This is a genomic window from Blattabacterium cuenoti, from assembly GCF_014252015.1.
GTDB classification, from domain to species: domain Bacteria; phylum Bacteroidota; class Bacteroidia; order Flavobacteriales; family Blattabacteriaceae; genus Blattabacterium; species Blattabacterium cuenoti_U.
Genome location: NZ_CP059206.1, coordinates 332759 through 357423, shown reverse-complemented (window position 1 = coordinate 357423; position 24665 = coordinate 332759). Strand labels below are relative to the sequence as shown.

Below are 24665 nucleotides of genomic sequence, written 5' to 3'. Positions count from 1 at the left end.
TTTATAGTATTTATAGTTCTTTGACATACATAATATACAATTCATGAAAAAAGCTAATAAAGGGCGTATGGTGGATGCCTTGGCTCTGAGAGGCGAAGAAGGACGTGATAAGCTGCGATAAGCTGCGGGGATTGGCACATACAAATTAATCCGCAGATTTCCGAATGGGGAAACCTATTATACAACAGTATAATATTACTTTTATGTAAAGCTAACCTAGAGAACTGAAACATCTAAGTATCTAGAGGAAAAGAAAACAATAGTGATTCTGTTAGTAGTGGCGAGCGAAAACGGAAGAGCCCAAACCATTATGGTCTAGGCTATAGTGGGGTTATAGGTCTACAATAAATGACTATTTTTTTATAGTAGAATGATTTGGAAAAATCAATCATAGAAGGTGATAATCCTGTATACAAAATAAAAAAATTACATGTGTAGTAACCTGATTAGGACGGGACACGAGAAATCTTGTCTGAATTTGCCGGGACCATCCGGTAAGGCTAAATACTACTCAGAGACCGATAGTGAACTAGTACCGTGAGGGAAAGGTGAAAAGTACTTCGAATAGAAGGGTGAAATAGATCCTGAAACCATACGCTTACAAACTGTCGGAGCTTTTTCGTGAAGTGACGACGTGCCTTTTGCATAATGAACCTATGAGTTAATTTTTTCGGCAAGGTTAAATAGTTCAGCTATGAAGCCGTAGCGAAAGCGAGTCTGAATAGGGCGTATATAGTCGTAAGAATTAGACGCGAAACCGAGTGATCTATCCATGAGCAGGTTGAAGCTGTGGTAACACATAGTGGAGGACCGAACCGGTTGACGTTGAAAAGTCTTCGGATGACTTGTGGATAGGGGTGAAAGGCCAATCAAACTCGGAGATAGCTCGTACTCCCCGAAATGCATTTAGGTGCAGCATCGTGTTAAATAATACAGAGGTAGAGCTACTGATTGGATGAAGGGGTTTCACCACCTACTAATTCCTGACAAACTCCGAATGCTGTTATTATGTTTCACGGTAGTGAGGGCATGGGTGCTAAGGTCCATGTCCAAGAGGGGAACAACCCAGACCATCAGTTAAGGCCCCCAAGTATATATTAAGTTGAATAAACGAAGTTCAGTTACTGAGACAGCTAGGATGTTAGCTTGGAAGCAGCTATTCATTTAAAGAGTGCGTAACAGCTCACTAGTCGAGTGACTGAGCATGGATAATAATCGGGCATAAATATATCGCCGAAACTATGGGATTGATTTATCAATCGGTAGGGGAGCATTGTAATAGCATAGAAGCTATATTGTAAGATATAGTGGAGCTTTTACAAAAGAAAATGTAGGTATAAGTAACGATAATGCGGGTGAAAAACCCGCACACCGAAAAACTAAGGTTTCCTCAGCCATGTTAATCAGCTGAGGGTTAGTCGGATCCTAAGGTGAAATCGAAAGGTGTAATCGATGGAAGACCGGTTAATATTCCGGTACTTGCTTTTATTGCGATAGGGGGGACGGAGCAATGAAACTGTCGCGTACGGACGGATGTGTACGTTAAAGTAGTTAGGTATAAAATATATTGGAAAATCCGTATATTTTGCTGATCTACGATAGTACCACGAACCTACGGGGGAGTGGATAGTGCAGGTAAGAGCTTCCAAGAAAAGCCTCTAAGCTTCAGATAAAAGTAAACCGTACCAAAACCGACACAGGTAGTTGAGGAGAGAATCCTAAGGTGCTCGAGTGATTCACGGCTAAGGAACTAGGCAAAATGAACCTGTAACTTAGGAAGAAAGGTAGCCTTTTTTAATTTTTTTTAAAAAAGGCCGCAGCGAAGAGATCCAGGCGACTGTTTATCAAAAACATAGGACTCTGCTAAATTGAAAGATGATGTATAGGGTCTGACACCTGCCCAGTACTGGAAGGTTAAAGAAAAAAGTTAGCTTTGGCAAAGCTTTTGACTGAAGCCCCAGTAAACGGCGGCCGTAACTATAACGGTCCTAAGGTAGCGAAATTCCTTGTCGGGTAAGTTCCGACCTGCACGAATGGTGTAACGATCTGGAAACTGTCTCAGCCGTGAGCTCGGTGAAATTGTAATATCGGTGAAGATGCCGATTACTCGCAATGGGACGAAAAGACCCTGTGAACCTTTACTATAGCTTCGTATTGATTTCGATTAAAAAATGTGTAGGATAGGTGGGAAACTTTGAAACATTGTCGCTAGATAATGTGGAGTTGTCCTTGAAATACCACCCTTTTTTTAATTGAAATCTAACTCAATCAAAAAAAATTGAGAACATTGCGTGGTGGGTAGTTTGACTGGGGTGGTCGCCTCCAAAAAAGTAACGGAGGCTCCCAAAGGTACCCTCAACACGTTTGGTAATCGTGTGTAGAGTGTAATGGCATAAGGGTGCTTGACTGTGAGACCAACAAGTCGACCAGGTACGAAAGTAGGGCATAGTGATCCGGTGGTTCCGCATGGAAGGGCCATCGCTCAAAGGATAAAAGGTACTCCGGGGATAACAGGCTAGTCTCCCCCAAGAGCTCACATCGACGGGGAGGTTCGGCACCTCGATGTCGGCTCGTCACATCCTGGGGCTGAAGAAGGTCCCAAGGGTTGGGCTGTTCGCCCATTAAAGTGGCACGCGAGCTGGGTTCAGAACGTCGTGAGACAGTTCGGTCTCTATCTATTGCGAGCGTTAGAAGCTTGAGTGGACCTGATTCTAGTACGAGAGGACCGAATTGGACGAACCTCTGGTGTATCAGTTGTATCGCCAGGTGCATCGCTGAGTAGCTATGTTCGGAAGAGATAAGCACTGAAAGCATATAAGTGCGAAACTCTCCACAAGATTAGGCTTCTTTTAAGGGTCGTTGAAGATGACAACGTTGATAGGCTACAAGTGTAAAGATAGTAATATCATAGCTGAGTAGTACTAATTACCCGTAAGCTTTTAATCTATCATGATGTATATTATGTTATGTCTTTTTATTTAAATTTTTAATGGGTGGTTATAGCAATGTGGACCCACCTCTTTCCATTCCGAACAGAGAAGTGAAACACATTAGCGCTGATGGTACTGGTTTATTCCGGGAGAGTAAGTCGCCGCCCTTATTTATATATTTATAACAGACTTTCCGAATATAAATCTCGATTTCCGGTATCTGCACGAAGAATACTTTCACTTCTATAATAGTAAAGACTTTTTAAGCCTATTTTCCAAGCCTCAATATGTACTTTATTTACATATTTTGCTGGAGCATTTTGATGAAAAGAAAGATTTATGCTTTGTCCTTGATCAATATATTTTTGTCGAATACTCGCTTGTTTAATTAATTCTAATTGATTAATTTCTTTAAAACATCTAAAAACATTTTTTTGCTCCTCACTAAGAGCAAGAGCAGTTAATCCAAGACAGGATCCTTTTTCATTAGCTATTTGTTCCCAAACTTCCGGAATATTATATCCATTTTTTGTGAGTATTCTTTCCAAATAAGGATTTTTACGAATATGCATTCCTTTTGAATCATCATCTACATATATATTTGCAGCTAAAGGTTCTACCCCTTGAGAAAGACCCCCCGCTAATTTTGCAGAACTCCTATTAGGAGCTATCGCCATTAAAGTTAAATTTCTTCTTCCTGTTCCTACATTCCATTCCGATTCTCCATATTCTTTAGCCAAATATTTAGTAGCTTTTTGAGATTCTAATTGTATATTCCTAAATATATTATGTATTAGCATTTCAGATTTAACAGATACAAAAGGAATCATATTATATTGTAAATATGAGTGCCATCCTAAAGCTCCCAAACCTAAAGCTCTACTTTTTTCTGCGAAACGAACTGCATCCTCTATTCCCTGTATATGTTTTCCTTTATCAATAAATTCTTGCATAACCGCATCAAGAAATAGAATAGCATAAAAGACAGTATTTGTATTTTTCCACTCTACGTATTTATATAAATTTAAAGAAGATAAACAACATACAAGAGTATGATTTTCATCTGTTGGCAACATTATTTCTGAACAAAGATTACTATGATGTATTTTTAACCCGTGTTTTTTCCAATTTTCTGGAATGTTTTTATTAGCATTTTCTTTAAAAAAAAGATATGGTTCTCCAGTTTGAACACGTTCTTTAAGAGTATCAATCCATAAAATTCGTTCTTTTCCATTTTTTTTTAATACTTTTTCCATAAAAGAATTAGAAATTATCACTCCTTGATGAACATTGTGACATTGACGATTAATATCACCTTTAGGTTCTCTAATCTTTAAAAATTCCGGATATTCTTTATGTTCTATATTTAAATAAATAGCGACAGCTCCTCTACGTGTTCTTCCTTGTTTACTTGCTACTATAGCACTATCATATGATTTAATAAAAGGAATAATTCCATCAGAAGTTCCTAATGTTCCATTTTTTATGGAGCTCCCTATAGGTCTAACTAAACTAAAATCATAAGAAGTACCTCCTCCATGTTTGCTGAGTATTGCCATTTCTAAATTTTTTCTATATATTTCATACATGCTATCCCCAATTCTTCCTGAAAAACAACTAATAGGTAAACCTTTTTCTGTTCCAAGATTTACCATGACTGGAGTAGAAGGGATAAGCCATCCTTTCCAAAAAATATTAAAAAACTCTCCTTCTATTTTCGGTTTTTTTAAAATTTTTGCTGCATTTTTTGCCAATCTTTTGTACGCTTCAAAAGGAGTTTCTCCATCTAATAAATATCCACCTTTAATTGTAGTTAAATATAATTCATTATTAGCCCAAATAGGAAAATCTTTTCCTACTTGCCATCCTTCTTTTTCTGCAATAGGGTGTGTTTCCATTATCGTAGAACTATTTGTTTTTTTCTTTTTCTATTTGCTCTTTGAGTTTAGCTAATCCTGCTATATCTCCGAGAGTAGATCTCTCAAATTTTCTGTTTCTCATACGTTGCTCTTTTTTTTGATCTTTATCGCGATAAATAGATGTATGAGAAACAACAATTTTTTTAGTTTCTTTATTAAATTCAATAACCTTAAAATGGGTTTTTTCTCCTTTTTTTAAAGTAGCCCCATCTTTTTTCTCCAAAAAACGTAATGGAGCAAAAGCTTCTATTTCCTGATCTTCTGTAAATTTGACAAAAGCTCCTTTATCAAATAAATTTGATATTATTCCATTATGAATACTTCCCACATAATAAATATTTTCATATTTCTTCCATGGATTTTCTTTTAATTGTTTATGTCCTAAATTTAATCTTCTTGCTTGAGTATCTATAGCAAGGATAATTACTTCTAATTTATCATTTATACTACAAAATTCAGAAGGATGTTTAATTTTTTTTACCCATGAAAGATCATTCGTGTAAATAATTCCATAGATTCCTTGTTCCAATTCTAAAAAAACTCCAAAATTTTTAAATTTTCTTACAAATCCAATATATTTTGATCCTATAGGATATTTTTCTTGGATATTAATCCAAGGATCTGTAGTCAATTGTTTCACACTTAAAGACATTTTTCTTTCTTGACGATCTATGGTTAATATAACAGCTTCTAACTCATCTCCTATTTGTACAAAATCTTGAGTAGAAGATAAATCTGTAGACCAAGACATCTCACTAATATGTAATAACGCTTCTACACCTGGAATAATTTCAATAAATGCTCCGTAATCGGCTAAAACACTTACTTTTCCTTTTACTTTACTCCCTACCTTTAAATCTTTATCTAAAGAATTCCAAGGGTGAGGTTGTAATTGTTTTAATCCCAATTGTACGCGATTTTTATCTTTATCTACACCTAATACAACAAATTTTAATTCCTGTTCTAACTGAACTATTTCTGTAGGATGGTTAATATGCGGCCAACTCATATCGGTAATATGAAGCAATGCATCTACACCTCCCAAATCTACAAAAGCACCATAAGGAAGAATGTTTTTAATTTTACCTTCTAATACCTGACCTTTATCTAATTTTGAGATCATTTCTTTTCTCTGTTCTTCAATATCTCTTTCTATTAATACTTTATGAGAAACAACAACGTTTTTTGTTTTTTGATTAATCTTAACTACTTTTACTTCCATAGTTTTTCCTACATAAGTATCATAATCTCGAACAGGTTTTACATTAATATGTGATCCAGGTAAAAAACATTCTATATCAAATATTTCAATAATTAGTCCTCCTTTTGTTCTAGCTGCAACAAAACCTAATATTACTTCTGATTTTTCATATGCTTCATTAATACGTTGCCAGTTTCTTAGCATTTTTGCTTTTTCATATGAAAGAATACATTGTCCTTTATAATCCATTTTGACAACCATTACTTCTATTTTACTGCCAACTTGAATATTAAAATTTTCTCTAAATTCATTTATAGGAATGGCCCCTTCTGCTTTAAATCCAATATCTACAATAATAGTCTTATCCGAAAGATGTGTTACAATTCCTTGATATATTTCTAATTCTTGAACTTTTGGTAAAGTTTTTGTATATATTTCTTCAAATTTTTTTCTTTCTTCTTGTATCTCATTATTTAAATGAGTTTCATATTTCGTCCAATCGAAACTTGTTTTTAGATTTACCTGATCCTTCAGTTTCTTATTTTGTATTTCATATAAAGAGGATGATTTTTTTTTTATTTCTTCGGTTTGATTAGACATAATTTTTATTATTTTTTCACTATTTTCTATCTATCCATTAAAAAACATACATGGGCAGATAAACTAGAACATAGCAGTTTTAGTGTTCTCGTTTGTTTATTTTATTAATAAAAAAAACAGGTAATACAAAACTAATAATTTTTCAGTAACTTTTTCTACTAATTCAAATAAAATGTACCTCATTGTTGATACCGAAACAACAGGATTGCCTATTTCCTATAATTTACCAATTACTCATGTAGATAATTGGCCAAGAATAGTGCAAATTTCATGGCAAAGTCATGATGTAATAGGTGATTTAATAGAATTCAAAAATTTCATTGTAAAACCGGATCATTATGATATTCCTTTTAATGCTTTTAAAATTCATGGAATAACTAATGAAAAAGCTGAAAAATATGGAGTTGATTTAAATTTTGTTCTTCATGAGTTTAAAAAAACTCTTGATAAATCTCAATGCTTAATTGGACATAATTTAGAATTTGATATTAAAGTTATTGAATGTGAATTTTTTAGAAAAAAAAAAGAAATTTCCTTTAAAAATAAAAAAATATTGGATACTAAAGAGATTTCTGTTTCTTATTGCAAATTATCAGGAAGTGGAAAAAGATTTAAATGGCCTACGTTATCTGAATTGTATAAAAAACTTTTTGAAGAAGAAATTAAAAATTTGCATAATGCAGCAAATGATGTAAAAGCTACCGCACGTTCTTTTTTAGAACTATTACGTATCGGAATAATATCACATGAAGATATAGGGGTAAAAAAAGACATTATATTAGAATTCAGAAGTAAATATTGTACAAAAATTCCTTATTCTATAGTTTTATTTAAGGATGATCATTCTTTTTTAGATTTAAAAATAGATTTAGAAAAAGGGAGTGAAAATGAAGAAAAAAAAGAAAAAATTTATTTCGAAAATAAGGAAAAATTAAAAAAAAAAAAGTATTCTCATATTCATAATCATACCTATTTTTCTATTCTTTATTCAACTATAAACATTCAATCTTTAGTAGAAAGAGCTATACATTTAAATATGCCAGCTGTTGGTATCACCGATTATGGAAACATGATGGGTTCTTTTCATTTTTTAGATGCTATTCATTCTATAAATAAAAAATATTATCCAAAAAAATCAATCAAAGGAATTATAGGTTGTGAAGTTTTTATTTCAGATAATTATTTGCAAAATAAATTTACTAAAGAAGAACCGGATAAACGATATCAACAAGTTTTTTTATCCAAGAATAAAAAAGGTTATCATAATTTAGCAAAACTTTGTTCATTAGGTTTTACAGAAGGTTTCTATGCTGGAATTCCTAGAATCGGAAAAAAGTTAATAGAAAAACATAAGGAAAATCTGATTGCTCTTACTGGAGATTTAAATGCAGAAATTCCATATACTATTTTAAATTATGGAGAAAGAAAAGCGGAGAGAGTTTTTTTATGGTGGAAAGATCTTTTTGGAGATGATTTTTATATAGAATTATTGCGTCATGGTCTAGAAGCAGAAGATTATGTAAATAATATATTACTTAAATTTTCTAAAAAATATCATGTAAAATATATTATACAAAACAATACTTTCTATTTAGATAAAAAAGAAGCAAATGCTCATGATATTTTACTTTGTATAAAAAATGGAGTGAAACAGTTAACCCCTATAGGAAAAGGAAGAGGTTATAGGTTTGGTTTTCCTAATCATGAATTTTATTTTAAAAGTACAGAAGAAATGAAAGATATTTTCTTTGATCTTCCAGAATCTTTTGATTTTTTAGAAGAATTGGTTAATAAAATTGAATCTTATCATATTTCGCATAAAATATTGCTTCCAAAATTTCAAATTCCAAAATCATTTGAAGATCCTATAGACAAAATAGATGGAGGAAATAGAGGAGAAAATCGTTTTTTAAAAAAAATAACTTTTGATGGAGCCAAAAAACGTTATCAAAATATTACCCAAGAAATTCAAGAAAGAATTCTTTTTGAATTAAAAACAATAGAAAAAATTGGCTATCCTGGTTATTTTCTCATCGTTCATAATTTCATTTCTCAAGCTAGAAAAATGAATATTTCAGTGGGACCTGGAAGAGGATCAGCTGCTGGATCTATTGTGGCTTATTGTATAGAAATAACCAATATAGATCCAATGAAATATCGTTTGCTTTTTGAACGATTCTTAAATCCTGATAGGATCTCTTTACCAGATATTGATATTGATTTTGATGATAGAGGACGTGAAAAAATTATTGAATGGGTCGTTAAAAAATATGGAAAACATCAAGTAGCTCAAATTATAACCTATGCAACCATGGGAGCTAAATCATCCATTAGAGATATTGGACGTGTATTAAATTTATCTCTAAAAGAAACAGATAGAATTGCCAAAATGGTACCTAATATGCTTTCATTAAAAACAATTTTATCTAAAAAAAATGTGATAGAAAAGATCAATCAAGAAGAAAAGAATAACATTCAAAAATTGATAAAAATTGCGGAAAATAAAAATACATTGGAGGGCAAAGTTTTACAACAAGCAGAAATTTTAGAAGGAACTATAAGAAGTACTGGGGTACACGCTTGTGGAATCATCATCTGTCCATATGATATTCAAGAATATATTCCTGTATCTGTATCAAAAGAATCAAATTTATTGCTTACGCAATTTGATAATCATGTGGTAGAATGTGCTGGATTATTAAAAATGGATTTTCTGGGATTAAAAACACTTACTATTATTAAAGAAGCAATGAACCTTATAAAAAAAAGACATCAAAATATTAGTCTTACGGAAGAGACATTTCCTTTAGAAGATAAGGAAACTTATCATCTTTTTCAAAAAGGAGAAACTATAGCCGTTTTTCAATATGAATCTACAGGGATGCAAAAATATTTGCGTCAACTAAAACCTGATAAATTTGATGATTTAATAGCAATGACAGCATTGTATAGACCTGGTCCTTTGCAATATATTCCTAATTTTATATCCAGAAAACATGGAAAAGAAGCCATTACTTATGATTTACCAGAGATGGAAGAATTTTTAAAAGAAACTTATGGGATAACAATATATCAAGAACAAGTCATGCTAATAGCTCAAAAAATAGCTGGTTTTAGTAAAGGATATGCTGATATTCTTAGAATAGCTATGGGTAAAAAACAAAAAGAAAGACTCAATAAAATGAGATATTTTTTTATTAATCAAGCTATCAATAAAGGTTATTCTAAAAACATTTTAGAGAAAATATGGAAAGATTGGGAATATTTTTCTTGTTATGCTTTTAATAAATCTCATGCTACATGTTATGCTTATATAGCTTTTCAAACTGCTTATTTAAAAACACATTTTCCATGTGAATATATGGCTTCTGTATTAAGTAATAATATGCATAATATTAAACAGCTTACTTTTTTCATAGAAGAATGTAAAAAAATGAATATATCTGTAATTAGTCCGGATATAAATGAAAGTGATTCTTTTTTTAAAGTAACTGATTACAATCGTATTCAGTTTGGTTTAGCCGGAATAAAAGGAGTTGGAAAAAATGCTGTTAAAATTATTCTTCAAGAAAGAGAAAAAAATGGACCATATACTTCTATTTTTAATTTGGTTAAAAGAATAGATTTACGTATAGTGAATAAAAAAACTTTAGAAAGTTTAATTTTATCCGGATCTTTAGACAGTTTCCATATTTCTAGAGAACAATATTTTCATATTGAATCTGATGATAAATTAAGCACTTTAGAAAAAATTATTAGATTTGGATCTAAGTTACAAAAAACAAAAAATAAAGTAGAAAAACCTATCATTATAAGATGTGATTTATGGAATAATATATATAAATTATCCAGAGAAAAAGAGGTGTTAGGTATTTATACTTCTGCACATCCTTTAGATGATTTTTATTATGAAATGAAATATTTTACGAATATATCTTTAGAACAATTAAACAAGAAGGAATCTCTACTTATAGGAAAGAAAATATATGTATGTGGAATTTTATCCAAAATAGAAAAAAAAACATATATAAAAAATGGAATAAAATATGGAGTTTTTTTATTAGAAGATTATAATTCATCTAAGGAATTCAGAATTTATGGACAACAATATTTGAAATATGAGCCTCTTTTAATTCACAATAATCCGTTATATCTATGTATTTCTATTGATAAATCAAAATATCAAAAATATAAAATAAATATTTTATATATAGAATATTTACAAAATGTTCTAAAAAAATTGGTACATAAATTGACAATAAAAATAAACATAAATAATTTGAATAACATATTTATTAGAAATATAGAAAAACTTTTTTCTCAACAAATAGGAAATAAAAAATTAAATATAGTTCTTTATGATAAAGTAGATAAAATTTTTTTAAATTTTGAATCTATAAAATATGAAATTAATATTAATTCAAATTTTTTAAAAAAACTGGAAGAAATAAAAGGATTAGATTTTTGTTTAAACTAGAACTTCTTAAGATTAAAAACTATAAATACTGAAATTAAATTAATTAAAAAGACTTTATTAAATTTGTATTTGAGCACAGAAAAGCAAAATATATGAAGCATTATTCATACTACTTACTACTTTCCTACCAATACAATCGGTACAATGCATTTATTTTTTATCTTAGTTTTTAGTGGTTTCTTATAAAAATGAAAATAAAAGTTAGAGTATCTCATGAAAAGGATACAAGATATGCTTTCTTAATTTGTAAAAAAATTCAGGAATCAGCAAAAATAAGGGGAACTGGAATAGCCAAAAAAGATCCAGAATATATTAAATTAAAAATGATTCATGGAGATGCGGTAATTGCTTTTTGTGATGAAGAATTAGCGGGGTTTAGTTATCTTGAAACTTTTCAGAATGAAAAATATGTTGTTAATTCCGGTTTAATTGTTTTTCCAGAATTTAGAAAACAAGGATTAGCTAAAATTATTAAAATTGAAATTTTCAAACTTTCTAGAAAAAAATTTCCAAATTCTAAAATTTTTAGTATTACAACAAGTAATCCAGTTATTAAAATTAATACAGAGTTGGGTTTTAAGCCTGTTGCTTTTAGTGAATTAACTCAATCCGAGGAATTTTGGAAAGGATGCCAAAGTTGTGCAAATTTTGATATTTTAACCAGAAACCAAAGAAAAATGTGTTTATGTACAGGTCTTTTATATAATCCGAATACAGGTAATAATAATAATCATAGCTATAAATACAAAAAAGATAAAAATTATCTATCTATTGGAGATAAAATTGTTTTAGCTTATAGTGGGGGTTTAGACACTTCTTATTGTTTAAAATATTTAATACAGAAAAACTATGAAGTTCATACAGTTATTATTAATACAGGAGGTTTTAATAAAAATGAATTAGACCAAATTGAAGAAAGAGCTTTAAGTATTGGATCTAATTCGCACAAAACTATTGATGCTATAGAAGAATACTATCAAAATTGTATAAAATATCTTATATTTGGAAATGTTCTTAAGAATAATACTTATCCACTTTCAGTAAGTTCCGAAAGAATTTTTCAGGCTATTAAAATAGCACAATATGCCACATATATTCAAGCAAAAGCAATTGCACATGGAAGTACGGGAGCTGGAAATGATCAAATTAGATTTGATATAGCTTTTCAAATTATTTGTCCAGAAAAAATAACTTTATCTCCTATAAGAGATATGAAAGTATCTAGAAAAGAAGAAATTGAATATTTGAAAAATAAAGGGGTTTCTATTTGTTGGAATCAAGCTAAATATTCTATCAATAAAGGAATTTGGGGAACTAGTATAGGAGGAAAAGAAACCCTTACTTCTTATCATGATTTTCCGGAAAAGGCTTATCCAACAAAATTAAGTAGAAAAAAAAGTGAGAATTTAGAGTTAGAGTTTGAAAAGGGTGAATTAGTAAGTGTTAATAAAGAAAAAGGAAAAGCTGTAAAAAATATAATCAAAATTGAAAAGATAGCTTCAGAATTTGCTATAGGAAGAGGAATTCATATAGGAGACACTATTTTGGGGATTAAAGGAAGAGTAGCATTCGAAGCTTCAGCTGCTATTATTATTATAAAAGCTCATCATTTATTAGAAAAACATATTCTTACAAAATGGCAACTGTATTGGAAAGAACAATTGTCCAATTGGTATGGCATGTTACTTCATGAAGCTCAATATTTAGATCCTGTCATGCGTGACATAGAAAAGTTTTTAAAAAGTACACAAGAAAGATTAACCGGAACTGTATATATCATTCTTTATCCTTACAGATTTCATTTAGTAGGGATCAAATCTAAATTTGATTTAATGACATCTTCTAATTCTAGTATGGCTCAATATGGAGAAATGAATTATGCTTGGACAGCAGAAGATGTTAAGGGTTTTACAAAAATTTTAAGCAATCAAATGAAAATGTATCACAATTTAAACAAAAAGAATAATGATTGAAATAGGGATTATAGGAGGAACTGGATATACTGCTGGAGAATTGATTAGATTAATCATTCATCATCCAAAAACAATAATTAAAAATATAGTTAGTAAAAGTCATCCAGGAGAATTCATTCATTTGATTCATCAAGATTTATTAGGAGAAGGTGAAATAGAAAATATAAAGTTTACTCGTGATTTAAGTAAAGAAATAGATATTGCATTTCTTTGTTCTGGACATGGACAATCTAGAAAAGAATTGAATAATATATCAGAAAATATAAAAGTGATTGATTTAAGTCAAGATTTCAGAATCAAGAATCAATCCGTTTTTAATAATAGAAATTTTGTATATGGATTACCAGAATTGCAAAAAGAAAGAATAAATAAATCGGATAATATAGCTAATCCTGGATGCTTTGCCACAGCTATTCTTTTGGCAATTCTCCCATTGGCTAAAAATAAATTATTAAAAAAAGATATTCATATTAGTGCTATAACAGGTTCTACAGGATCTGGAAGAAGACTGAGTGACACTAATCATTTTAGTTGGAGAAATAATAATATTTCTGCTTATAAAATTTTTCAACATCAACATTTGCAGGAAATTGAACAAATCATTCATCAAGTACAAAACAATTTTTATTCTAAAATTTATTTCGTACCTTACAGAGGTAATTTTTCTAGAGGAATTATAACTACTTCATATACTCATTCTATTCTTTCTTTGGAAAGAAATAAAGAAATGTATGAAGAATTTTATAAAGATCATCCATTTGTAAAGATTTCCGATCTTAATATTGATATTAAACAAGTTGTTAATACTAATAAATGTATTTTATATCTTATTAAAGAGAAAAATCAACTGATTGTTATAAGCATCATAGATAATCTCATAAAAGGAGCTTCTGGTCAAGCTATACAAAACATGAATCTTATGTTTGATTTGGATGAAACTTGTGGTTTAAAATTAAAATCCGTTCGTTTCTAAAAAATGAAATTATTTGACGTTTATCCTATTCTAGATATAGAATTAAGTAAGAGTAAAGAATCTTATGTTTTTGATGTACAAGGAAATATGTATTTAGATTTTTATGGAGGACATGCCGTGATTTCTATTGGACATACGCATCCATATTATGTTCAAGCTCTGAAAGAACAAATTGATAAAATATCCTATTATTCTAATAGCGTTTATATTTATCAAAAAAATAAATTAGCTCATTTACTTGGAAATATTTCTGGATATGAAGATTATTCATTGTTTATATGTAATTCAGGTTCAGAATCTAATGAAAATGCATTGAAAATAGCATCTTTTCATACAGGAAAGAGTAAAGTAATTGCTTTTAAAGGTTCTTTTCATGGAAGAACAAGTGGAAGTCTATCGGTAACGGATAACTATAAATTGATATCTCCTTTTAATGTGAATACTCAACATGAAACTATATTCATAGATTATCAAGATTTTGATTCTCTAGAAGAGAAATTAAAAAATAAAGATATTTGTGCTATAATTACTGAAGGAATACAAGGTGTATCTGGAATTATAGATCCCGGTTTAGATTTTTTTTATAAAGTTGAAAGTTTTTGCAAAAAATATGATACAGTATTAATTGTAGATGAGGTACAAAGTGGATATGGAAGAACAGGATCTTTTTTTTCTCACCAATTGTATTCTGTAAAACCAGATTTAATTACTGTAGCTAAAGGTATGGGGAATGGATTTCCTATAGGAGGAGTACTTATACATCCTAAATTTAAACCATATTATGGTATGTTGGGGACAACTTTCGGGGGGAATCATTTAGCTTGCACTGCTGGTATTGCTGTATTAGAAATTATTCAAAAAGAAAATTTAATTGAAAATGCAAAAAAAATGGGAAAAATATTGTTACAAAAATTACGTATTTTTCCTGAAATTAAAAAAATCAGGGGAAGAGGACTTATGCTAGGATTAGAATTTGATTTTCCTATTCAGGATTTAAAAAACATTTTAATTTATAAAGAGAAAGTATTTGTTGGTACATCTAATAATCCATATGTTTTACGATTACTTCCTCCATTAAATATTAATGAAAATCATATAAAATTATTCCTGAAAAAATTAAAGAAAGCTTTAATGTATCTAAAAAATGGAAAATAATAAAAAAGGGAAAAAAGCGATACTTGTATTGGAAGACGGAACTAGATATGAAGCTTATCATTTTGGTGCTCCAAAATCCTCATCCGGAGAAGTTGTATTTAATACAGCTATGACCGGTTATACAGAAAGTATAACAGATCCCTCTTATAAAGGTCAAATACTAACTTATACATATCCCATAATAGGAAATTATGGAATTCCATCTTCTTCTTTCAGTGAAGAATCTATTTATGAATTCTATGAATCAGATAGAATTCAAGTATCCGGTCTTATTATTTCTTATTATTCTAATCGTCCGTATCATTGGAATATGAATCAAACCTTATCGAATTGGTTGTATCAAAATGAAATTCCAGGATTATATGGTTTAGATACTAGATTTATTGCAAAAAAACTTAGACAAAATGGAGGATCCATGTTAGGTAAAATTTTAATGGAAAGTGAAGATTTGCCTTTTTATGATCCGAATCAGGATAATCTTTCTGAAAAAGTATCGATACAAAAAAAAATTATATATGGAAATGGAAAACACAAAATATTACTTGTAGATTTTGGGTTAAAAAATAATATATTACGTTGTTTATTACGAAGAGATTGTTCTATTATAAGAGTACCATGGAATTACGATTTTACGAAAGAAGAATATGATGGATTGGTTCTTTCTAATGGCCCTGGAAATCCTAAAATTTATGAAAAGCCTATACATTATCTTCGTATAGCTATGAAAAAAAAACAACCTATATTTGGCATATGTTTGGGAAATCAACTTTTGGGTATAGCGGCAGGAGGAGATACTTATAAATTGAAATATGCACATAGGAGTCATAATCAACCAGTCTTGTCATTAAAAACAGGAAAAAGTTTTATTACATCACAAAATCATGGATACGTTTTAGATGCAAAAAATATTTCCAGAGAATGGAAAATATTTTTTAAAAATTTAAATGATGATACTTGTGAAGGGATCATACATAATTATAAACCTTTTTTCTCGGTGCAGTTTCATCCAGAAGCTTCAAGTGGACCTAAAGATACCGAATTTTTGTTCGATCTTTTTATAGATTCAATTAAAAAAATAAATAATTAAAGAATCTTACAAAATTAGTATGAAAATAGATAAAGTACTCATCCTGGGATCAGGTGCATTAAAAATAGGAGAAGCTGGTGAATTTGATTATTCTGGAACACAAGCATTAAAAGCTCTTAAAGAGGAGGGAATTTATACTATATTGATCAATCCGAATATTGCCACAGTTCAGACTTCTAAAGAAATTGCTGATAAAGTTTATTTTCTTCCTTTGACTTTATTTTTTATTAAACGTGTTATAGATAAGGAAAAACCAAAAGGAATTTTATTGTCTTTTGGAGGACAGACTGCATTAAATTGCGGAATTCAGCTTTTTCAAGAAGGGATTATAGAAAAATATAAAATTCAAGTTTTAGGAACACCTATAGAATCTATTATTCACAGTGAAGATAGAAACTTATTTAAAAATAGATTAACTCATATTAACATAAAAACGGCAAAAAGTTTTGTAGTCCATTCTATGGATGATGCAATTTCCTATTCTTTAGAAATAGGGTTTCCTATTATTATTAGATCAGCTTATACCCTTGGAGGTTTAGGAAGTGGTTTGGCTAAAAATGTTAATGATTTGAAGAAAATAGTAAATAAAGCTTTTTCTTACTCATCTCAAATTGTTGTAGAAGAATATTTAGAAGGATGGAAAGAAATTGAATATGAAATAGTTAGAGATCAATATGATAATTGCATTGCTGTATGTAATATGGAAAACTTTGATCCTATAGGAATTCACACAGGAGAAAGTATTGTTGTAGCTCCATCGCAAACCTTAACAAATTCTGAATATTATAATTTAAGAAAATTAGCAATACATATAGCTAGAGATTTTCTTATAGTAGGAGAATGTAACGTTCAATTTGCGTTAGATACTAGTTCAGAAGATTATCGTGTTATTGAAGTAAATGCACGTCTTTCTCGTTCTAGTGCTCTTGCTTCTAAAGCTACAGGTTATCCTTTAGCTTTTGTTGCTGCAAAATTATCTTTAGGATATGGATTGCACGAATTGAAAAATTCTGTAACTAAAAATACTTCTGCCTTTTTTGAACCTGCATTAGATTATGTAGTATGTAAAATTCCTAGATGGGATCTAAAGAAATTCTATGGTGTTTCTAATAGAATTGGAAGTAGTATGAAAAGTGTAGGAGAAGTTATGGCTATTGGAGGTTCTTTTGAAGAAGCCTTGCAAAAAGGAATTCGTATGTTAGATATAGGAAAGCAAGGATTTATTAATATTATTGATAATAAAAAATCCAAATCTGCTCGATTGCTGAAAGAATATCTAAAGAAACCTACAGATCAAAGAATTTTCTTTTTAGAAGAGGCTTTAGAAGAAGGTTTTTCTATAAAAGAAATACATCATTTAACAAAAATTGATCCATGGTTTTTATATCAACTTGATAATATTTTTCAAACAAAAAAAAAGATAGATCAATTTGATAATTGGAAAAATGTACCGGAAGAATTGTTACGAAAAGCTAAAAAAGAAGGTTTTTCTGATATACAAATAGCTAGTATTTTTTTTAAAAAAAATAGAAATCACAATATTTCTAATTTAGAACAAGAAATCAGAGAATATAGAAAAGTAAAAAATATCCTTCCATATGTGAGACAAATTGATACTTTAGCTTCTGAATATCCAGCATATACAAATTATTTGTATTTAACTTATCACGCAATTCAACATGATATTATTTACGAAAAAGATGAAAAATCTGTCATAACATTAGGATCTGGTGTTTATAGGATTGGTAGTAGTGTCGAATTTGATTGGTGTTGTGTTAATGCATTAAATACGATTCATAAAGAATCTTATAGATCTATAATGATAAATTATAATCCGGAAACTGTCAGCACTGATTTTGATGTATGTGATAGATTGTATTTTGAAGAGCTTACTTTAGAACGTGTATTAGATATTATTGAATTAGAAAAACCTAAAGGAACAATTGTATCTATGGGAGGACAAATACCCAATAACTTAGTTTTAAAACTTTATGAAAAAAAGGTAAAAATTTTAGGGACTTCTCCTGTTTCCATAGATAAAGTAGAGAATAGATATAAATTTTCTAATGCTATGGATTATTTAAAAATTAGACAACCTAAATGGAAAGAATTGTCCGATTTTGATGCTATTTATCAATTTATAAAAGAAGTGGATTTTCCCATATTGGTTAGACCTTCTTATGTTCTTTCTGGTGCAGATATGAATGTTATTTCTAATCAAGAAGAGCTACAACATTATCTACGTGAAAAAGGATCTATATCTTCTGAATATCCATTAATTATTACAGAATTTATTAGAAATGCAAAAGAAATTGAATTGGATGCTGTTTCTCAAAATGGAGAAATTTTGTATTATGCTATATCAGAACACGTAGAATTTGCAGGAGTACATTCAGGAGATGCAACATTGGTGTATCCTCCCCATAATTTATATTTATCTACATTAAAAGAAATTATTCGTATATCTGAAAAAATATCCAAATATTTTAATATATCTGGACCTTTCAATATTCAGTTTTTATCTAAAAATAATGAAGTAAAAGTAATTGAATGCAATTTGAGAGCTTCCAGAAGTTTTCCTTTTGTATCAAAAGTATCTCATTTTAATATGATTGAATTAGCGACTCAAGTTATTCTCGGAAAGAATAAAAATAAAATAGAACCTAATTTTTTTATTACAAATTTTTTGGGGATAAAAGCTTCTCAATTTTCATTTTCCCGTTTACAAGATGCAGATCCTATTTTGGGCGTAGATATGGCTTCCACAGGAGAAGTGGGATGTTTAGGGAATACTTTTGATGAAGCACTTTTAAAATCTATGCTTTCTGTAGGTTACACCGTTCCAAAAAAAAATATATTGATATCTGGAGGTCCTATTGAATCTAAATTAGATCTTTTAGAAGTTGTAAGGCTTTTGCATAAAAAAGGGTATATATTGTTTGCTACAGAAGGAACCAATAGTTTTTTATCCCATAATGGAATCCCCTCAATAAAAGTTTATTGGCCTAATGTTAAAAAATATTCAAATGTTCTTGAGTTAATCAAAAATAGAAAATTGGATCTTATTATTAATATTCCAAAGAATTTAAGTAAATCAGAATTGGATAATGATTATGCTATCAGACGTTATGCCGTAGATTTTAATATCCCTCTACTGACTAATACGCGCTTAGCAAAAGCTTTTATACAAGCATTTTGTAATTTATCTATAGATCAATTATTTATAAAAGCTTGGGATGAATATGAATTATAAATAAGTTTATGAAAAAATTTTTTAGCGTAGAAGATGTTATCGATGTACATGATCTCATTAAAGATGCTCTTCTTTTGAAAAAGAATCCATATGATTTTCAACATATTGGAAAAAATAAAACAATAGGATTAGTTTTTTTTAATCCTAGTTTACGTACAAGAATTAGTTGTCAAAAAGCAGCTTTTAACTTAGGATGTAATACTTGGGTATTAGATATCCATAAGGATTCTTGGACAATAGAAATGAATGATGGAAGTGTCATGAATTTCACACAAGAACATCTTAAAGAAGCTATTTCTGTAATGAATATGTACTGTGATATTCTTGCAGTAAGAACTTTTCCGAATCTTTCAGATAAAGATTATGATTATCAAGAAATTGTTTTTAATAAAATATTAAATTATTCCATAGTTCCAGTAGTTAATATGGAAAGTGCTACTTTGCATCCTTTACAATCTTTAGCAGATGTTATGACCATTGCAGAATTTACATCTTTTTTTAAAAAAAGATGTAAAGTGGTATTAAGTTGGGCTCCTCATGTAAAATCATTACCTCATTCCGTAGCGAATTCTTTTTCTCAGTGGATATCAAAAATAGAACAAATAGATTTCACTATTACGTGTCCAGAAAGATACAATATACATAAAAAATTTGCTAATGAAGCTTATATTACACATAATCAAAATAAAGCATTTATCAATGCAGATTTTATTTATGCTAAAAATTGGAGTAGTTATTTAGATTATGGAAAAATACTTTGTAAAAGTTCAGATTGGATGATAACTGAAAGTAAAATGAAATTAACCAATCAAGCTAAATTTATGCACTGTTTGCCTGTAAGAAGAAATGTAGTAGTGGAAGATGCGGTTTTAGATAGTAAATATTCTATTGTATTGCAACAAGCAATAAATAGAGTTTACGCTTCGCAAATAATTTTTCTAAAATTATTACAATCTTTATCATGAAAATCCATATAGTAAAAATTGGAGGTCATTTAATTAATGATCGTAAGACTCTTTATGATTCTTTAGAAGCTTTTTGTAAACTACAAGGATATAAAGTATTAATTCATGGGGGAGGAAAAAATGCAGATTTTATTTCAAGAAAAATGGGTATTTCACCAAAAATGATACAAGGAAGAAGAATAACAGATAAAGAAACTTTGGATATAGTTGTGATGACTTATGCAGGAATTATCAATAAAAATATTGTGGCTATATTACAATCTTATCATTGTAATGCTTTAGGCTTGTGTGGAGCAGATGGAAATTGTATTAAATCATATTTACGTGAAACAACAAATATTAATTATGGATATGTGGGTGATATTAATGTAAAAAGCGTGAATACACATTTAATAAAATTTTTTTTAAAAAATAATATCATTCCTGTATTATGTTCTATTACACACAATGGAACAGGAAATTTACTAAACACGAATGCAGATACAATAGCTGCTTATATAGCTATGTCCTTAGCTAAGGAAAAAGATTGTAAAGTAGAGTTACATTTTTGTTTTGAAAAAAAAGGAGTTTTACAAAATTTGCAGGATTCTGAATCTTATTTTAAAGAAATAAATTTTCATTTATTTCAAAAAATAAAACAAAATCATACCATAACAAAAGGGATGATTCCTAAATTAGAGAATGCTTTTTTTGCATTACAAAATGGAGTCCATAAGGTTAGTATAGGCCTACCTAACTATTTAAATGATGTTAATAATAAGACGATACTATGTCTCTAGTCAATTTACAAGTTTTAAAGGAAGAAGCTATACAACTTCTGATACAGATCATCAATACGCCTTCTATATCAAAACAAGAAAGTCAGGTCTCTTTTATGATAGAAAATTATCTCCATCAATATGGATTTGATGTAAAAAGAAAATTTAATAATATATGGACTCAAAATAATAATTATTCTGAAAAAGAAGATATACAAACCATATTATTAAATTCTCATCATGATACGGTAAAACCAGGAAAAAATTGGATTACAGACCCTTTTACTGCTATAAAACAAAAAGATAAACTAATCGGATTAGGCAGTAATGATGCTGGAGCATCTGTAGTTTCATTGATATCTACTTTTATATATTTAAGTAGTTTATCGGAATTATCTTATAGATTAATACTTTCTATTACTGCAGAAGAAGAAATATCTGGTTCTTTAGGTGTAAGATCAATTTTATCTGAATTAGGATCTATAGATTTAGGAATTGTGGGAGAACCAACACAAATGCAAGTAGCTATTGCTGAAAAAGGATTAATAGTATTAGATTGTATAGCTGAAGGAGAAACAGGACACTCTGCAAGAAACACAGGAATAAATGCTATTTATATAGCCATAAGAGATATAGAATTTTTAAGAAATTTTTCTTTTGATAGAAAATCTGATTTATTAGGTTTTACTACTTTAAATGTAACTCAAATACAAGGAGGAATACAACATAATGTTATACCTGATATTTGTTCTTTTGTTATAGATGTTAGAACCAATGAATTATATAAGAATGAGGAACTGATTGATATGATACAAAGAAAAATTTATTCTAAAATGGAACCGCGTTCTTCACATTTAAATTCATCTTTCATAAATTCTATGCATCCTATTGTTTTAAAGGCTAAATTGATAGGAAGAAACACTTATGGATCTCCTACTCTTTCAGATCAAAGTATTATGCCTTTTTCTACTATTAAAATGGGAGTAGGAGATAGCGTTCGTTCTCATACGCCTAATGAATACGTTTTGATTTCAGAAATCATGGAGGGAATAGATATTTATATCTGTTTATTGAAAGATTTTCACTTTTGAATTTGAAACAAAAAAGGTAAATTTGTTATGTTTTTTTTTATTTAAAATAAAAAAAGTATGTTACAAGAAATAAACGATGAAACTTTTGAAAAGTTGATTTCTGAATCGGAAAAACCTATTATGGTAGATTTTTGGGCACCATGGTGTGCTCCATGTAGAGCTTTATCTGTTCTATTAGAAGAAATATTTTCTGAATATCATACCAAAGTGTCAGTTTTTAAATTAAATGTAGACAATAATCCGAAAACTTCTTCTAAATATGGCATACGTAGTATTCCTACTATGATTTTTTTTAAAAATGGAGAAAAAAAAGATATCCATATTGGAATTCTTTCTAAAGAAGATATAAGAAAAAAATTAAATGCTTTAATTATTTCATAATTTTTTTTGGGTCTGGTAGTTCAGTTGGTTAGAATACATGCCTGTCACGCATGGGGTCGCGGGTTCAAATCCCGTCCAGACCGCATTATTTTTTGTATTTCTTTTTATATTTAATAAGATCTTCTATGGATATAATTTTCATATGAAATTTTTGGGCTATCTGAATCAATTGTGGTAGACGTGCCATAGATCCATTTTTATTCAGTATTTCTACCAAAACTCCACCAGGAATGCATCCTGCCATTCTGGTGATGTCAATAGCAGCCTCTGTATGTCCAGGTCTTGCTAAAACTCCTCCTTTTTTTGCGCGAAGAGGAAATATATGTCCTGGTTTATTGAACGCTTCTGGTTTTACTTCATGAACTAGGGAAACAATAGTTTTAGCTCTATCTGAAACAGAAATACCAGTGCTAACCCCATAACCTCGTAAATCTACGGAAACGGTGAATGCAGTTTTTCTAGGATCTGTGTTATTTTTTACCATCATTTGAAGTTCTAATTGATCACATTTTTCTTCTGTTAAGGAAACGCAAACTAATCCTCTACCATGAGTAATGAGAAAATTTACAATTTTAGGAGTTATTTTTTCAGCAGATACTATAAAATCTCCTTCATTTTCACGATTTTTGTCATCAACCACAATAATAATTTTTCCATTTTGGATATCCTGTATAGCTTCTTCAATTTCATTAAAATTTTGATTAGAATCAAAAACCATATCTATTTTATTTATTAAATTATATGTAAAAATCATCCATGACAGTTTTATAAGTCATCCATATACTTACTGGAAAAAAAATAAAATTTGGGATCCAAGCTCCTATCCATGGACATATTTCAGCTTTTTCTACTTTATTTTGAGTTATGGTTATTAAAGTATAATAAACGATGAATATAATTAGTGCTATCATGGTTGGATAACCTATTCCTCCTTTTCTAATAATAGCACCTAATGGTGCTCCAGTAAGAAACATTATAATACATGTTACTGGAAATGTAAATTTTTTTTGCAATTCTAATTGCAACTTGGCTAAGTATATTTTATTTTCGTATACATTGATTGTTTTATAATTTTTTTTCTTGAAAAAATTAATTTTTTTTATGATATTTTTTGTATTTAAGGTTTGATAAAAATCATAATCATCTAAATTTTTTATTTTTGATCCTGAAGGAATTTTAAAATTTTTAATTAAAGTATCAAACTCTACAATATGATAAGAGTATTGTTCTTTTTTAGTTTCATTAGAACTTTCACTATATAAAATTCCATTCATTAATTTCAATTGAATAGATTCATCCTTTTTATTGGGAATTAAAACTCCTCTTTGAGAAAGAATCGTATTCACAAATGAATTTTGATCATAAAAAAAAATAAATATATTATATAAGTAATTACTCGATTTTCTATCTATTTTTATGAAAAAATTTGGGAAGATATTTACAAAAATTCCTTCCTTTAATTTTAAAGATGGATAAGTATACGATATTTGATATCCTAATTTTTTAACTTTTATTTTTGCTTTCGGAATAGCAAAATCTGAAAATAAATACAATCCAATGGATAAAAAAAAGGTTATCCATAAAATAGGAATCATCACACGGAAAAGAGATATTCCAGAAGATTTTATAGCGATCAATTCTTGATTTTCTGAAAGATCACCAAATATTATAATAGAAGTTAATAATAGGACAATGGGAGTTACTAATGGAATAATAGATACACCAAAATAAAATATAAATTTTAATATTATGAAAACACTAATGTTTTTACCTGTTAGTTCATCTATTTGACTCCAAAAAAATTGAATCATAAAAATGATAAAGATTGTAAAATAAATAATTAAAAAAGGAGCTATAAATAAACGAATCATGTATAAATCAAGTTTTTTTATTATCATGATT

At 29.2% G+C, this 24665-nt stretch carries 14 protein-coding genes, 1 tRNA gene and 2 rRNA genes; 13 read left to right on the top strand and 4 right to left on the bottom strand.

Annotated features, from left to right (window positions below):
- Positions 1 to 47: 47 nt before the first annotated feature.
- Both H0H50_RS01660 and rrf read left to right on the top strand, forming a co-directional pair.
- Positions 48 to 2944, top strand: a 23S ribosomal RNA gene (locus H0H50_RS01660).
- 45 nt (positions 2945 to 2989) lie between these two features.
- Positions 2990 to 3100, top strand: a 5S ribosomal RNA gene (gene rrf / locus H0H50_RS01655).
- Positions 3101 to 3109: 9 nt separating this feature from the next.
- Here the strand turns inward: rrf and H0H50_RS01650 are convergent.
- Positions 3110 to 4828 (bottom strand): ribonucleoside-diphosphate reductase subunit alpha, encoded by a 1719-nt coding sequence (locus H0H50_RS01650; RefSeq protein WP_185866910.1) that lies wholly within the window; start codon positions 4826 to 4828, stop codon positions 3110 to 3112.
- A 10-nt stretch (positions 4829 to 4838) separates the two neighbouring features.
- Positions 4839 to 6650 carry a 30S ribosomal protein S1 gene (gene rpsA / locus H0H50_RS01645; protein WP_185866909.1) on the bottom strand — a complete coding sequence of 604 codons (1812 nt, stop codon included), beginning with the start codon at positions 6648 to 6650 and terminating at the stop codon, positions 4839 to 4841.
- A gap of 172 nt (positions 6651 to 6822) precedes the next feature.
- Between rpsA and dnaE the strand changes: the two genes are divergently transcribed.
- The 11 genes from dnaE to H0H50_RS01590 all read left to right on the top strand — a co-directional run bounded on the left by dnaE (position 6823) and on the right by H0H50_RS01590 (position 22846).
- Positions 6823 to 11127, top strand: coding sequence for a DNA polymerase III subunit alpha (gene dnaE / locus H0H50_RS01640; RefSeq protein WP_185866908.1), 4305 nt, complete (start codon positions 6823 to 6825; stop codon positions 11125 to 11127).
- Between the two features lie 188 nt (positions 11128 to 11315).
- A complete protein-coding gene (locus H0H50_RS01635) occupies positions 11316 to 13100 on the top strand; it encodes an argininosuccinate synthase domain-containing protein (protein WP_185866907.1) in 1785 nt (594 codons plus the stop codon).
- Positions 13093 to 14073, top strand: a complete 981-nt coding sequence (argC, locus tag H0H50_RS01630; RefSeq protein WP_185866906.1) for an N-acetyl-gamma-glutamyl-phosphate reductase — start codon at positions 13093 to 13095, stop codon at positions 14071 to 14073. Before H0H50_RS01635 ends, argC begins: the two co-directional genes overlap by 8 nt.
- 3 nt (positions 14074 to 14076) lie before the next feature.
- Positions 14077 to 15228, top strand: a complete 1152-nt coding sequence (locus H0H50_RS01625; protein WP_185866905.1) for an aspartate aminotransferase family protein — start codon at positions 14077 to 14079, stop codon at positions 15226 to 15228.
- Positions 15218 to 16315 (top strand): glutamine-hydrolyzing carbamoyl-phosphate synthase small subunit, encoded by a 1098-nt coding sequence (gene carA / locus H0H50_RS01620; protein ID WP_185866904.1) that lies wholly within the window; start codon positions 15218 to 15220, stop codon positions 16313 to 16315. The genes H0H50_RS01625 and carA overlap by 11 nt, the downstream gene beginning before the upstream one ends.
- 19 nt (positions 16316 to 16334) lie before the next feature.
- Positions 16335 to 19568, top strand: a complete 3234-nt coding sequence (gene carB / locus H0H50_RS01615) for a carbamoyl-phosphate synthase (glutamine-hydrolyzing) large subunit (RefSeq protein ID WP_185866903.1) — start codon at positions 16335 to 16337, stop codon at positions 19566 to 19568.
- Between the two features lie 8 nt (positions 19569 to 19576).
- Complete coding sequence (locus H0H50_RS01610) at positions 19577 to 20533, top strand: Rossmann-fold NAD(P)-binding domain-containing protein (RefSeq protein ID WP_185866902.1); 957 nt, start codon at positions 19577 to 19579, stop codon at positions 20531 to 20533.
- A complete protein-coding gene (gene argB / locus H0H50_RS01605; RefSeq protein ID WP_185866901.1) occupies positions 20530 to 21312 on the top strand; it encodes an acetylglutamate kinase in 783 nt (260 codons plus the stop codon). Before H0H50_RS01610 ends, argB begins: the two co-directional genes overlap by 4 nt.
- On the top strand, positions 21303 to 22382 hold the full coding sequence (locus tag H0H50_RS01600; protein WP_185866900.1) for a M20 family metallo-hydrolase: 1080 nt from the start codon (positions 21303 to 21305) through the stop codon (positions 22380 to 22382). The genes argB and H0H50_RS01600 overlap by 10 nt, the downstream gene beginning before the upstream one ends.
- A 57-nt stretch (positions 22383 to 22439) precedes the next feature.
- Complete coding sequence (gene trxA, locus H0H50_RS01595) at positions 22440 to 22763, top strand: thioredoxin (protein WP_185866899.1); 324 nt, start codon at positions 22440 to 22442, stop codon at positions 22761 to 22763.
- 9 nt (positions 22764 to 22772) lie between these two features.
- Positions 22773 to 22846, top strand: a tRNA-Asp gene (locus H0H50_RS01590).
- A 2-nt stretch (positions 22847 to 22848) separates the two neighbouring features.
- On the opposite strand, the gene ribB is transcribed toward H0H50_RS01590, so the two are convergent.
- Positions 22849 to 23481: a 3,4-dihydroxy-2-butanone-4-phosphate synthase gene (gene ribB / locus H0H50_RS01585; protein ID WP_185866898.1), complete on the bottom strand. Its 633-nt coding sequence runs from the start codon at positions 23479 to 23481 to the stop codon at positions 22849 to 22851.
- A 19-nt stretch (positions 23482 to 23500) separates the two neighbouring features.
- Positions 23501 to 24661: an LptF/LptG family permease gene (locus tag H0H50_RS01580; RefSeq protein ID WP_185866897.1), complete on the bottom strand. Its 1161-nt coding sequence runs from the start codon at positions 24659 to 24661 to the stop codon at positions 23501 to 23503.
- Positions 24662 to 24665: the final 4 nt, after the last annotated feature.